This window comes from Kitasatospora sp. NBC_01287 (assembly GCF_026340565.1).
Taxonomy (GTDB): Bacteria; Actinomycetota; Actinomycetes; order Streptomycetales; family Streptomycetaceae; genus Kitasatospora.
The window spans coordinates 4593759-4606640 of record NZ_JAPEPB010000001.1; the positions used below are offsets into that span (position 1 = coordinate 4593759).

Consider the following 12882-nt stretch of genomic DNA (forward strand, 5'->3'; position numbering starts at 1 on the left):
GCCGCGGTCGGGTGGCCCGCCGCGGTCGGCTGCCCCGTCCTGGTCGGCTACCCCGCTCGGGTGGCTGCACCGCCCGGGTGAGCGGGTGGTATCCGATCGGTGGAGACCACCTGCGGCCCGCTCCTGGCTACTGCCGCCGCGGCGGCAGTAGCCTTGACGCTCCCGGTGGCTCTCCGGACGGAGCGGCGCCGGGATCCGTCATGAGGAGGACGAACCCGGATGGTCCAGGACGAGGCCGCGCACGGCGCGTACACCCTGCCGCGCTGCTACCGGCACCCCGACCAGGAGACCGGGGTCAGCTGCTCGCGCTGCGGACGCCCGATCTGCCCGCAGTGCATGGTCGACGCCTCGGTCGGCTTCCACTGCCCGGAGTGCGTGCGCGGCGCCGAGGGGCAGCCGCCCACCCGGGCGGCGACCACCCGCTTCGGCGGCCGCCTCACCGGGGACGGTGCGCTGGTCACCAAGATCCTGATCGGGATCAACCTGGCGGTCTTCGTGGTCGCCGCCTACCTGGACAAGCCGCTTGCCGGCCAGTGGGAGTTGCTCAGCTACGTCTCGCCGCAGACCGGCACGGCCTACGGCGTGGCCGCCGGGCCCGACCAGTGGTACCGGCTGCTGACCGCGACCTTCCTGCACGTGCAGCCCTTCCACGTGGGCTCCAACATGCTGGCGCTCTGGTGGATGGGGCCGACTCTGGAGCGGGTGCTCGGGCGGCTCCGGTTCACCGCGCTCTACCTGGTCTCGGGCCTGGCCGGCAGCGCGCTGGTCTACCTGGTCGCGGGGCAGGCCGTGGCCTCGCTGGGCGCCTCCGGGGCGATCTTCGGCGTCTTCGGCGCGACCGCGGTGCTCTTCCGGGCGGCGCGGCAGCCGCTGGGTCCGGTGATCGCGCTGATCGTCTTCAACCTGGTGATCACCTTCTCGGTGCCGGGGATCGACTGGCGCGCGCACGTCGGCGGACTGGTGGCGGGCGTGCTGACCGGGATCGGGATGATGCACGCGCCGCGGGCCAACCGGAACCTGGTGCAGGCCGGCACGGTGGTGCTGATGCTGGCCGGGGTGCTGGCGATGGTCCTGGTGGAGTCGGCGCGTCTGACCGGCTGAGGATCGGGCGCCGTCCGACCGGGTGTGCGGGCGGCGTTCGGACGTTCGGTTGTCCACAGTGTGCAGCGGGTTCGCCACAGGCCGTGTGGCCGGAGATTCTCCGTAAACTGGTCTACGCGTGTCCAGGTGCGGTTTCGCTGGGCAGATGCGAAGTCGGCGAGGGCATTCGGGGGATATCGACCGGCCCGGCCCCGGCTAGTTATCCACAGGGTGGGTCGACTTTTCCCCACTGTGGATAACCGTGTGGATAAGCGGACGGTACGAATAGCGCTGGAAGGCACTCCGGGTGGCACTGACGGCACTGGGCAGCACTGGGCAGCACAAGGGACCGCCCCACCGGTCAGGTGAGGCGGTCCCGAGGAGCAGCTCAGCGGGGAGCGGTTACTTCCACTGGGTGGAGACGCCGAACCCACCCGCGATGAAGCCGAAACCGACCAGGATGTTCCAGTTGCCCCAGGCGTGCACCGGATAGCTGCTGCTCGTCACGTAGTAGGTGACGATCCAGATCAGCCCGATCAGGAACAGCGCGAGCATCACCGGGGCCACCCAGTTGCGCCCGGCGTTGAGCTTGACTGCGGTCGCGGTGACCGGCGGGGTGTAGTCGGACTTCTTGCGGAGTCGAGACTTCGGCACGAGGGGCTCTCCTGTCGATGCGCTGTGAGACCGCGCAGGGTGCAGCGGGGCGGGGCGGCTGTGGGAACCGGTCGGGTACGGCTGAGGCTCCGCACATGCCACCGGCGTCCGTTAGCGTAGTGGCTCGCCGGGTCGGAAGGAGATAAGGGTACGGTGCCGAATTCCTCGATTTCCGGGGATCCTTCCCCGAAGCCGGAGGGCGCGGGGCCCGGCTCGGCCCGAATTGTCGGCCGTGCCCTGACCTGCGGCGTCTTCGCACTCGCCGGAGTGCTCTTCTACGTGAGCGCGCACGCGGCGCACGGCATCGACCTGCGCACCGACGACTCGCTGCTGCGGCTCAGCGACGTGATACAGCAGCGCAGCGACCAGAACCGGCAGACCCAGTCCGAACTCGCCCAACTGCAGCAGCGCGCCGACCAGCTCGCCGGGCAGCAGGGGCGCACGCCCGCGGACAGCGACCGGCTGAGCGCCCTGCAGCAGCAGGTGGGCCTGGACCCGCTGCAGGGTCAGGGCCTGACCGTCACGCTCAACGACGCGCCGCCGGACGCCACCGCCCGGATCCCCGGGGTGCCCGAGCCCGGCGTCAACGACCTGGTGATCCACCAGCAGGACATCCAGGCGGTGGTCAACGCGCTGTGGCGCGGCGGGGCGGGCGGCGTGCAGGTGATGGACCAGCGCCTGATCGCCACCAGCGCGGTGCGCTGCGTCGGCAACACCCTGCTGCTGCAGGGCCGGGTCTACTCGCCGCCCTACGTGATCCGGGCGGTCGGCCGGACGGCCGACCTGCACGCCGCCGTCGACGCGGACCCCTCGATTCGCAACTACCTGCAGTACGTCACGGCGTACGGGCTCGGCTGGAAGGTGCAGGAGAACAGCGAGCTCACCCTGCCCGGCTACACCGGCAGCACCGACCTGAACGCCGCGTCGGCCCAGCCCGCCGGCCAGTAGCCGCGCGACACACGGCCGGGGCAGCGGAGAGATCGGCCAGGGCCGCCGTCCCGCACAGCTTCGAGGTCTACTCTGGTCCCCACTGCCCATCACCTAGGGAGCACCATGTACGGCTGGATCTGGCGGCACCTGCCGGGGAACTCCCTGGTGCGGGCCATCCTCTCGATCCTGCTGGTCCTCGGGGTGGTCTACGTCCTCTTCCAGTACGTCTTCCCCTGGGCGGAACCGCTGCTCCCCTTCGGCGACGTCACGGTGAACAACGGCGGCAGCGGCTGACCGTCCGCCGACCCTCACGCCCGCCCCGCACGAACCCGGAGACAGCACGCATGGCCTCGCCCGACACTGCGCCGCGGATCCTCGTGGTGGACAACTACGACAGCTTCGTCTTCAACCTGGTGCAGTACCTCTACCAGCTGGGCGCGACCTGCGAAGTCGTCCGCAACGACGAGTTGACGGTCGATCGGGCCGTGCCCCGCGAAGGCGGGCTCGGCTACGACGGGGTGCTGCTCTCCCCCGGCCCCGGCGCACCCGAGGAGGCCGGTGTCTGCATCGAGATGGTGCGGCACTGCGCGGCGATCGGGCTGCCGCTGTTCGGCGTCTGCCTGGGCCTGCAGTCCATCGCGGTGGCCTACGGCGCGGTGGTCGGGCGCGCTCCCGAGCTGCTGCACGGCAAGACCTCGCTGGTCGAGCACGAGGACGGCGGGGTCTTCGCCGGCCTGCCCTCGCCGATGACCGCCACCCGGTACCACTCGCTGGCCGTCGAGCCCGCCACCGTGCCGGACGAGCTGGTGGTCACCGCGCGCACCGGGAGCGGTGTCATCATGGGCCTGCGGCACCGGGAACTGCTCGTCGAAGGCGTGCAGTTCCACCCAGAGTCGGTGCTCACCGAGGGAGGGCACCGGATGCTGGCCAACTGGCTCGCCGAGTGCGGTGACCCGGAGGCGGTCGGCCGTTCGGCGGGCCTCGCCCCGGTGATCGGCCGGGGCTGAGAGCGTGACGGCGGTGCGCCCGGAGGGGCGCCAGGACGCGTACCCGGGGTACGGGCAGCAGGCGGGCGACCACGGCACGCCGGGATACGGCGCTGCCGGACACCAGGCGCCCGGCGGCGGGACACCGCGCTACGGCGCGCCGGAGCCGGACGCCTGGGGCGTCTACGACCCCGCGCAGTCGGACGAGCAGCCCGCCTACCCGTGGCTGGCCGACCAGACGCTGCAGCTGCGCACGATATCGGTGGCTCCGGAGACCGGTGCTGACGCTCCGTCGGCAGCGGCCGAGCGCCGCCGAGCGCCCGGCCGGGTCTCGATGCGCTCGGGCAGCGGCCGCCGCCGGGCGACCGGTCGCCGCTCGGGGGCGGTGCGGCCCAAGGAGTCCAAGCGGGTGCTCGCCGCCCGCGCGGTCGGCGAGCTGTGCATAACGCTCGGCCTGGTGATGCTGCTCTTCGTCGCGTACCAGCTCTGGTGGACCAACGTGCAGGCGGACGCGTCCGCGAACAGCACCCGCAACCAGCTCGAACAGCAGTGGAACAACCCCACGGTCGCCCCGCAGAGCCCGGCGCCCGGACAGTCCGCCGCGGCCGCGCCCACCTTCGCGCCGGGCAAGGGCTTCGCGATCATCCACGTCCCCAAGATCGGCCTGACCGACCCGATCGCCGAGGGCACCGACACCACGACGGTGCTCGACCACGGCCTGGTCGGCCACTACACCGGCACCGCGATGCCCTCCGACGCGAGCGGCAACTTCGCCGTGGCCGGCCACCGCACCACGCACGGCCAGCCGTTCAACAAGCTCGCCGAGCTCTCCCCCGGCGACAAGATCGTGGTCGAGACCCAGACCACCTACTACACCTACGAGGTGGAGGGCGGCATCCCCGAGACCAAGCCGAACAACGTCGCGGTGCTCAACCCGATCCCCAACGGCTCACCGTTCACCCAAGCGGGCCGCTACATCACGATGACCACCTGCACCCCCGAGTACAGTGCCCGTGGAAGGCTCATCGTCTTCGGCAAGATGGTGGACGAGCGGCCGCGCAGCCAGGGGCTGCCCCCGGCGCTGACGAACGGTTAGCCACCGGCGCGGCGCCGCATCCAGATGGACGAGATCCAGGTGGACGAGCGGAGCCGGCGTGACGGACCAGTGGCAGCAGTTGACCGTGAGCTCCCCCGGCGGCGGCGCACCGCGCCGTCGCCCACGCTCCCGGGGCGCGATGGTGCTCGGGCTGCTGGGCGAGCTGCTGATCACGGCGGGTCTGGTGCTGGCGCTCTTCGTCGGCTACTCGCTCTGGTGGACCGACCTGCTGGCGGACCGGCAGGCGGACCGGGCCGGCGACCAGCTGCGGCACTCCTGGAGCGCCCCTGCGGCCCCCGCCGTGCCGTACGGGGCCAGTGACGGTGTCGGCTTCCTGCACGTCCCCGCGCTGGGCAAGGACTACCAGGTGCTGATCAAGATGGGCACCAGCCCGGAGGTGCTCAACCAGGGCGTCGCCGGGGTCTACGAGGAGCCCTACCGCGCGGCCATGCCCTGGGATCCGAGCGGCAACTTCGCCCTCGCGGCGCACCGGGACGGCCACGGCGCCAAGTTCCACGACCTCGACGCGCTCGACAAGGGCGACGCGGTGGTGGTGGAGACCCGGGACCGCTGGTACGTCTACCGGGTGGACGCCACGCTGCCCGAGACCACCAAGTACGACATCGGCATCATCGCCGCCGTCCCCCAGAGCTCGGGCTACACGAAGCCGGGGCGCTACATCACGCTGACCACCTGCACCCCGGTGTACACCTCGCGGTACCGGATGGCGGTCTGGGGCAGCCTGGTGCGGGTCGACCAGGTGGACGCGCAGCGCACCCCGCCGGCGGAGCTGCGGGGCTAGCGGACGGGCGCGGCACCGGGGGGAGCGGGGCGCACAGTCGGACCGGGTACGCCGGGCGGGTGACCCCGGGCGCCACGGCCGACGGCGTGACGGGCGGGTGTGCGAGGCGTTGGACCTGGCAGCACTCACGCCTGGGAGGAGTCACCCGTGATGAACGACGAGGCCGTCCTGCTGGAGTCGCGCACCCTGCGCGCGAACCTGGCGCAGCGGACGGACGCGCTGGACAAGGTGAAGGCACTGCTGTTGCTCCCTGACGGAGCCCATGTGACGGCGCGTCTGATGGCGGACTATTTCGAGGTCGGTGAGCGGGCCATCAACGCGGTTGTCCACAGGCACCGCGACGAGTTGCGGGGCAATGGCTACACCGTGCTCAAGGGCGCCGAGCTGCAGGACTTTCTTAGCTGCACGATGCAGCTAAGAAGAACTCCCGGCACCGGCCTGGGCGTCTTCCCCCGCCGGGCCGTGCTCAACGTCGCCATGCTGCTGCGCGACAGCGAGGTGGCGAGGGCGGTGCGCCGACACCTGCTCGACGCCGCCGAGCAGCCGGGCGACCTGTCCGGTGTGACGATCGGTCAGCTGGTCGAGCAGGCCACCCGGGTCGTCCAGCAGCGGGTGGCCGAGCTCCAGCAGGGCGTCGCCGCCCTGGAGGCCCGCCACGCCGTGCTCAGTGCCCAGGTCCGCCGCGACCAGGAGCTGCTCGCCGCCCTCACCGTCCGGCTCGCCGACACCGCCGGCGCCGTCCACACCCTCGGGGGCCGGGGGGAGATGCTCTGCACCCTCGGCGTCGCACCTGGGCAGGGGCGCCGCCGCAGGCGCTGAGGGACGTGGGCCGGGACGGCGAAAGGGCTGTGGACGACGGGATCGTCGTCCACAGCCCCTTCCGGGTCGCCGAGGGGCTACTCAGTTGCCGCCGTTGTTCCCGTTGCCCCCGCCCGGGGATGTCTGCCCGGGGGGGAAGGAGAAGGGCGGGGAGCCGAAGGCGCCGCCGATGGGACTCCCTTTGGTCGGGGTGGGCGCCGTGGTGGTGAGCTGGACCGTGGTGTTCGGGTCGACCGCGGTGCCGGCCGGCGGGTTGCTGCCGGTCACCAGCGCGTTGTCGTCCTGCGGGCCGGAGCCCACGACCGGGTTCAGGTGCAGCGCGCTCAGCGCGGCGAAGGCGTCCTTGTAGGTCTTGCCGACCACGATCGGCACGTTGACCTTCTGCGGGGCCACGTAGATCGTCAGGGTGATCTGGGCGCCCTTGGCCGCCTTGCTGCCGGCCTGCGGGGTCTGCGAGGCGACGGTGCCGACCGTCTGGCTGGTGGGGTCGGTGACCGGGACGGTCTTCGAGGTCGAGTCGATCGAGGTGAAGCCCAGCTGCTGCAGGGCCTGGACGGCCGCGGCGGTGGTCTGGCCGACCACGTTGCTGACCGCGATCTTGCCCGGGCCCTGCGAGAGGGTGATGGTCACCGAGCTGTTCGGCGCGGCCTGGCTGCCGCTGCTCGGGCTCTGGGAGATCACCGAGTTCTGCGGGACGGTGTCGTCGTTGGCGTACTGGGTGCTGACCTGGAAGCCGGCCGCGGTCAGCGCCTGGGTGGCGGCGTCCGCGGTCTGGCCGGTGACCGAGGGGACCGGGCTCTGGCCGGGGCCGCTGGAGAGCTGGACGGTGATCTGGCCGTTGTTGGCCATCTGCGCGCCGGCCGCCGGGTTCTGCTGGCAGACCAGGTCCTTGGCGACGTTGTTGCAGGGGATCGGGTCGCCCTGGGTGATCGTCAGCTTGGGGCCGGCGGCCTTCGCGGCGGTGGTGGCGTCGGCGATGCTCTTGCCGGTGAGCGTGGGGACGGTGAGCTGGCTGGTCGAGCTCGCGGTGCTGTTGCCGCCACCCTTGAACATCGCGGAGGCGACGAAGAAGGAGCCGACCAGGACCAGCACCGCGGCGATGGCGAGGATGATCCAGGAGGTGTTGCTCTTCTTCGGCGGGTCCTCGCGGCGGCGGCTGCCGCGCGGGCTCTCCTCGTACCCGTCGTTGCCGGCGCCGTAGCCGTCGTCGTAGCCGCCCTGGCCCTGGTAGCCGGGGCCGCCCTGCTGGTAGCCGTGCTGGCCGACCGGCGGGAGCATGGTGGTCGGCGCTGCGCCGTGGCCCTGCGGCGGGAGCATGCTGGTCTGGCCGTACGGGTCGTCGACCGGGTAGCCGTTCTGGTCGTAGCCGTAGCCGCCCATGCCGTACGCGGCGGCCTGCTGGGCGGCGGCCACCGGGAGGCCGTCGAGGAAGCGCTCGATGTCGTCGCGCATCTCGTCGGCACTCTGGTACCGGTAGTCGCGCTCCTTGGCCAGGGCCTTGAGTACGATCGCGTCGACCTCGGGCCGCACCTCGGGGTCGTAGCTGGACGGCGGCTGGGCCTCTTCGCGCACGTGCTGGTAGGCCACCGCGACCGGCGAGTCGCCGATGAACGGCGGGCGCACGGTGAGCAGCTCGTACAGCAGGCAGCCGGTGGAGTAGAGGTCGGAGCGCGCGTCCACCGTCTCGCCCTTGGCCTGCTCGGGCGAGAGGTACTGCGCGGTGCCGATCACGGCCGAGGTCTGGGTCATCGTCATGCCGGCGTCGCCCATGGCGCGCGCGATGCCGAAGTCCATCACCTTGACGTTGCCCTGCCGGGTGAGCATCACGTTGGCGGGCTTGATGTCGCGGTGCACGATGCCGGCCCGGTGCGAGTACTCCAGGGCCTGCAGGATGCCGATGGTCATTTCGAGCGCGCGCTCGGGCAGCAGCCTGCGCCCGGAGTGCAGCAGTTCGCGCAGCGTGGACCCCTCGACGTACTCCATCACGATGTACGGGATGGAGATGCCGTCGATGTAGTCCTCGCCGGTGTCGTACACGGCGACGATCGCGGGGTGGTTCAGCGAGGCCGCGGACTGGGCTTCGCGGCGGAAGCGGGCCTGGAAGGACGGGTCCCTGGCCATGTCGGCCCGGAGCGTCTTCACCGCTACGGATCGGCCGAGCCGGGTGTCATGGGCGAGGTAGACCTCGGCCATGCCACCGCGTCCTAGGACGCCGCCGAGCTCGTACCTGCCGCCGAGGCGACGAGGCTCTTCCATAGTTCCGACCCTCTCCCTCACCGGTTGGTGAGGATGTGACGTAGGTGTCCCCGCACGTTCCAGTACTGACGCCGCCCTCGCCACGGTGGTTCTGTGACGCCGGACCTCGAGCCCCGGTGGACCGGGGCGCCGAGCCGCGGGCACACCCGCCGCTGGCGGATACGCTACCGGTCGCCGCCTGGACAACTCGACACGCCCGGCAGCTGAGACCAGACCGGTATCCGATCGCCCAGTATGGCCCACGACGCCCCGAAGGTGCCCGGGTCATCCGATCAGTGGCCGACCACCGCCTGCATGATCGACTTGGCGATCGGCGCCGCGATGCTGCCGCCGCTGATCTCGTCGCTCTGCGCGGCGCCGTCCTCGACCACGACGGCCACCGCGACCGGGATGTCGTTGCCGACCTTGGCGTAGGAGACGAACCAGGCGAACGGCAGGCCCTTGTTGTCGGTGCCGTGCTGGGCGGTGCCGGTCTTGCCGCCGACCTCGACACCGGGGATCTGCGCCGCCTTGCCGGTGCCGTTCTGCACCACGGCGACCATCATCTGCTGGAGCTTCTGGGCGGTGGCCGGGCTGACGGCCTGGTCCATCTCCTTCTCGGTGTGCTTGGAGACGACGCTGCCGCTGCCGGACTTCTCCTGGTCCACCAGGTACGGCTGCATCAGCTTGCCGTTGTTGGCGACCGCGGCGGCCACCATGCACATCTGCAGCGGGGTGGCGGCGGTGTTGTGCTGGCCGATGGCGTCCATCGCGGTGCCGTCGGGGGTGGAGTCGCTGGGGAAGGTGCTGGCCGCCGAGCGGATCGGGGTGTCGACGGTGGCGTTGAAGCCGAACTTGCTCGCCTGGGCGAGCAGCTTGGACTCGCCCAGGTCGGCGCCGAGCTTGCCGTAGACGGTGTTGCAGGAGATCGCGAAGGCGTCGATCAGGGTCGCCTGGCCGCACGGCTCGCTGTCGCTGTCGTTGTGCAGCACCGTGTTGGTCCCCGGCAGGACGTACTGGTCCGGGGTGTCGGTCTGGTCGCTCGGGTTCTGGTACTTGCCGGTCTCGAACGCGGTGGCGGCGGTGACGATCTTGAAGGTCGAGCCCGGCGGGTAGGTCTGCCGCAGCGCCCGGTCCAGCATCGGCTCGTTCTGGTCGGCGTTCAGGCTCGTCCAGGCCTTGCTGTCGGCGGTGCTGCTGCCGGCGAAGGTCCCCGGGTCGTAGGAGGGGGTGGAGACCAGGGCCAGGATCGCGCCGGTGCGCGGGTCGATCGCGATCGCGGCGCCCTTCTTGTCGCCCAGCCCCTGGAAGGCGGCCTGCTGGGCCTTGGAGTTGATCGTGGTGACCACGTCGCCGCCCTGCTTCTTCTTACCCGTCAGCGAATCCCAGGTGTCGCCGAAGAAGAGGCGGTCATCGGTGCCGGAGAGGATGCCGTCCTCCAGCGACTCCAGGCCGTTGGATTTGTACACCTGCGAGGAGTAGCCGGTGACCGGGGCGTACAGCGGGCCGTTGGTCCAGCTGGTCTTGTACTTGTACTCGAACGCGGTGGTGAGGTTCGACTGGGTCATCGGCTGTCCGTCGGCGGTGGTGATGTTGCCGCGCGGATAGGAGTACTCGTCGAGGATGCTGCGGATGTTGTGCGGGTTGTCCGCGTAGGAGTCGGCCGCCACGGCCTGGATCCAGTTGGTGCGCAGCAGCAGCGCGAAGATCAGGACCATGCAGAAGACGGAGACCCGTCGAATGGGCTGGTTCATTGAGACTCGGGTCCCCTCCTCGGTGTGCACTGCGCAAGGCGCGGCGGAGTCATTCAACCGCACAAACGCTCACGCACCGACCGCCCGGGTCGGTTCCGGGGCAGGGGCCGGCCGGCCCCTGCCCCGGAACCGTCGGCCACCGGCCTCAGGAGCAGTTCTTGGCCAGTTGCTGCTCGTCCGGGGTGAGCGGGGGCGGCCCGCTCGGGGTGGTGGGGGCGGCGGGCGAGGGGGTGGTCTGCGGGGCCGTGCTCGGGCTGGACTGCGCGGTGGGCGGCGCGGTCGGCGCGGGGCTGGCGGTGGCCGGGGAGGCGGCGGCCTTGGGCGCGGTCCGCGGCGTGGTCTCGAAGGCGGCGCTGGTCGCCGTGGTGGCGGTGCCGGGCTGCTTGACCTTGCGGCAGACCGTGGCCTGGGCCTCGTAGGTCTTGGCCCGCTGAGTGGCGGCGTCCAGGCTGCCGGCCGAGACGGTGCTGCGCAGCTGGCTCTGCTGGTCCGCGGGCAGGTCGCTGAGCGCGGCGTCCGGGAAGTCCTGCCGTACGGAGGAGAGGTCCAGCCCGGCGAGGCTCTGGTCGAGGCCCTGGTAGACGGCGACATGGCCGTCGTGCTCGCCCACGTAGTACTGGCCCTGGGTCCACTGGTAGCCGGCGTACAGCGCGCCGCCGACCAGGCCCAGGGCCAGCACGCCGATCGCCGCGCGCCGCAGCCCGCGGCGCTTCTTCGGCTGGTCGGCCGACCGGTGGTCCACGGCGCGGTAGCCCTGGGCGTCGTACTGGCCGCCGGGGCCGCCAGGCGCGCTGCCGTAGCCCTCGGGGTGGCCCTCGGCCTGCCGCGCGGCGTCGTAGCCGTCCTGCGGGTGGCCGTAGCCCTCCTGGTGGGCCTGGCCGTACTCCTCGCCGTAGCCCTCGCCGTAGCCCTCGGGGTAGCCCTCGCCGTAGCCCTCGGCCGGGCCGAAGCCGCCGGCCGCGTTCGGGTAGGCGTCGGGCGGTCCGAAGGCGCCGGCCTGCGGCTGCTGGCGGCCCAGGCCGGCGGCGCGGCCGGCCGGGGTGTCGATGATCAGGTTGTCCACGGCGGTGCCGTGCGGGCCCTCGGCCACCGCGCCGACCACCACGGGCGTGCTGGCGAACTGCCCGCTGAGGGTGTCGCTGGGGCCCACGTCGAGCACGTCGGCCACGATGCAGGTGATGTTGTCGGGGCCGCCGCCGCGCAGGGCGAGCTGGATCAGCTCCTGGATGGTCGGCTCGGGGGCGTAGAAGCTCCCCAGCGTCTCTTCCAGGGTCTGGTGGCTGACCGGCCCGGACAGGCCGTCGGAGCAGATCAGGTAGCGGTCGCCGGCCCGGACCTCGCGGATCGACAGGTCGGGCTCGACCTGGCCGCGGCCGTCCAGCGCGCGCATCAACAGCGAGCGCTGCGGGTGCGTCTCGGCTTCCTCGGCGGTGATCCGGCCCTCGTCGACCAGGCGCTGTACCCAGGTGTGGTCCTGGGTGATCTGGGACAGCGAGCCGTCCCGCAGCAGGTAGGCGCGGGAGTCGCCGACGTGCACCAGGCCCATCCGCTCGCCGGTCCAGAGCAGCGCGGTGAGGGTGCAGCCCATGCCCTCCAGCTGCGGGTCCTGCTCGACCATCACGCGCAGCCGCTCGTTGGCGGCCTGCACGGCGTCGTTGAGCAGGGTCAGCAGGTCGGCGTCGGGGTCGGAGTCGTCCAGCGAGATGATCGAACTGAGCGCCTCGGAGGAGGCGACCTCACCGGCCGCCGCGCCACCCATGCCGTCGGCCACGGCGAGCAGCCGGGGACCGGCGTAACCGGAGTCCTCGTTCCCCTCCCGGATCAGGCCCTTGTGGGAACCGGCGGCGAAACGCAGCACGAGGCTCATACGGTGCGTGCCCCCCTCTGGGCCTCGCGCAGGGCAGCGGCAGCCGTCACGCTGCCGTCCCGGCTGGTCTTGGACGGGGTGCTGTCCCTCATGCGCTACTACTTCCGCAGTTCGATGACGGTCCTGCCGATACGGATCGGCACTCCCACCTGCAGTGGCATCGGCGTGGTCAGCCGCTGCCGGTCGAGATACGTGCCGTTGGTGGAGCCTAGATCCTCCACGGTCCACTGCCCAGTCTGGTCGGGATAGATCCTGGCATGGCGCGAGGAGGCGTAGTCGTCGTCCAGCACGATGGTGGAGTCGTGGGCCCGTCCGAGGCTGATGACCTGCCCCTGCAGGGCGACCGTGGTGCCGGCCAGCGCGCCCTCGACCACGACCAGCTGGGTCGGCGCGGCGGGCCCGGGGCGCCGGCCGCGCTGGCCACCCTGGGTGGCCTCCCGCGGGGCGCCGGTCTGCTGGCGCGGTGGGGCACCGACCGGGGTCGGGGTGGGGGCCGCGGTGGCGGTGGCAGCGGCGGCGCGGGCGCCGCGCCGCCCGGTCCTGCTGCCTGGCCTGGCGCCGAACAGATCGCTGCGGATCACTTGGACCGCGACGATGACGAACAGCCACAGCACGGCCAGGAAACCCAGCCGGAGGACTGTCAGAGTCAGTTCGGACAC

At 71.7% G+C, this 12882-nt stretch carries 12 protein-coding genes; 7 read left to right on the forward strand and 5 right to left on the reverse strand.

Annotation, left to right across the window (positions count from 1 at the left end; translation table 11 throughout):
• Positions 1 to 219 precede the first annotated feature (219 nt).
• The gene (locus OG455_RS19565; protein ID WP_266295474.1) at positions 220 to 1101 is read left to right on the forward strand and encodes a rhomboid family intramembrane serine protease; all 882 of its coding nucleotides are present in this window, start codon (positions 220 to 222) and stop codon (positions 1099 to 1101) included.
• Between the two features lie 381 nt (positions 1102 to 1482).
• On the opposite strand, the gene crgA is transcribed toward OG455_RS19565, so the two are convergent.
• Positions 1483 to 1734, reverse strand: coding sequence for a cell division protein CrgA (crgA, locus tag OG455_RS19570; protein WP_266295476.1), 252 nt, complete (start codon positions 1732 to 1734; stop codon positions 1483 to 1485).
• A 222-nt stretch (positions 1735 to 1956) separates the two neighbouring features.
• Here crgA and OG455_RS19575 point away from each other — a divergent pair, with 222 nt between their 5' ends.
• From OG455_RS19575 to OG455_RS19600, 6 genes are all read left to right on the forward strand, one after another.
• Complete coding sequence (locus OG455_RS19575; protein WP_266300879.1) at positions 1957 to 2682, forward strand: DUF881 domain-containing protein; 726 nt, start codon at positions 1957 to 1959, stop codon at positions 2680 to 2682.
• 105 nt (positions 2683 to 2787) lie between these two features.
• Positions 2788 to 2958, forward strand: coding sequence for a hypothetical protein (locus OG455_RS19580; RefSeq protein ID WP_266295478.1), 171 nt, complete (start codon positions 2788 to 2790; stop codon positions 2956 to 2958).
• A gap of 50 nt (positions 2959 to 3008) precedes the next feature.
• On the forward strand, positions 3009 to 3671 hold the full coding sequence (locus OG455_RS19585; RefSeq protein WP_266295480.1) for an aminodeoxychorismate/anthranilate synthase component II: 663 nt from the start codon (positions 3009 to 3011) through the stop codon (positions 3669 to 3671).
• A gap of 4 nt (positions 3672 to 3675) precedes the next feature.
• Positions 3676 to 4746, forward strand: coding sequence for a class E sortase (locus tag OG455_RS19590; RefSeq protein WP_266295482.1), 1071 nt, complete (start codon positions 3676 to 3678; stop codon positions 4744 to 4746).
• A gap of 139 nt (positions 4747 to 4885) precedes the next feature.
• On the forward strand, positions 4886 to 5548 hold the full coding sequence (locus tag OG455_RS19595) for a class E sortase (RefSeq protein WP_266300880.1): 663 nt from the start codon (positions 4886 to 4888) through the stop codon (positions 5546 to 5548).
• Between the two features lie 147 nt (positions 5549 to 5695).
• Complete coding sequence (locus OG455_RS19600) at positions 5696 to 6367, forward strand: hypothetical protein (protein ID WP_266295484.1); 672 nt, start codon at positions 5696 to 5698, stop codon at positions 6365 to 6367.
• A gap of 81 nt (positions 6368 to 6448) precedes the next feature.
• On the opposite strand, the gene pknB is transcribed toward OG455_RS19600, so the two are convergent.
• The 4 genes from pknB to OG455_RS19620 all read right to left on the reverse strand — a co-directional run bounded on the left by pknB (position 6449) and on the right by OG455_RS19620 (position 12882).
• The gene (gene pknB / locus OG455_RS19605; RefSeq protein ID WP_266295486.1) at positions 6449 to 8623 is read right to left on the reverse strand and encodes a Stk1 family PASTA domain-containing Ser/Thr kinase; all 2175 of its coding nucleotides are present in this window, start codon (positions 8621 to 8623) and stop codon (positions 6449 to 6451) included.
• A 272-nt stretch (positions 8624 to 8895) separates the two neighbouring features.
• Positions 8896 to 10356 (reverse strand): penicillin-binding protein 2, encoded by a 1461-nt coding sequence (locus OG455_RS19610; RefSeq protein ID WP_266295488.1) that lies wholly within the window; start codon positions 10354 to 10356, stop codon positions 8896 to 8898.
• A 145-nt stretch (positions 10357 to 10501) separates the two neighbouring features.
• Positions 10502 to 12223, reverse strand: coding sequence for a PP2C family serine/threonine-protein phosphatase (locus tag OG455_RS19615; protein WP_266295490.1), 1722 nt, complete (start codon positions 12221 to 12223; stop codon positions 10502 to 10504).
• Positions 12224 to 12321: 98 nt separating this feature from the next.
• Positions 12322 to 12882, reverse strand: coding sequence for an FHA domain-containing protein (locus OG455_RS19620; protein WP_266295492.1), 561 nt, complete (start codon positions 12880 to 12882; stop codon positions 12322 to 12324).

What these genes read in the sequence shown, in the direction of transcription:
- pknB (WP_266295486.1), bottom strand. Translation starts at nt 8,623, where the DNA reads ATGGAAGAGCCTCGTCGCCTCGGCGGCAGGTACGAGCTCGGCGGCGTC.
- OG455_RS19580 (WP_266295478.1), top strand. Translation starts at nt 2,788, where the DNA reads ATGTACGGCTGGATCTGGCGGCACCTGCCGGGGAACTCCCTGGTGCGG.
- OG455_RS19595 (WP_266300880.1), top strand. Translation starts at nt 4,886, where the DNA reads ATGGTGCTCGGGCTGCTGGGCGAGCTGCTGATCACGGCGGGTCTGGTG.
- OG455_RS19565 (WP_266295474.1), top strand. Translation starts at nt 220, where the DNA reads ATGGTCCAGGACGAGGCCGCGCACGGCGCGTACACCCTGCCGCGCTGC.
- OG455_RS19615 (WP_266295490.1), bottom strand. Translation starts at nt 12,223, where the DNA reads ATGAGCCTCGTGCTGCGTTTCGCCGCCGGTTCCCACAAGGGCCTGATC.
- OG455_RS19610 (WP_266295488.1), bottom strand. Translation starts at nt 10,356, where the DNA reads ATGAACCAGCCCATTCGACGGGTCTCCGTCTTCTGCATGGTCCTGATC.
- OG455_RS19585 (WP_266295480.1), top strand. Translation starts at nt 3,009, where the DNA reads ATGGCCTCGCCCGACACTGCGCCGCGGATCCTCGTGGTGGACAACTAC.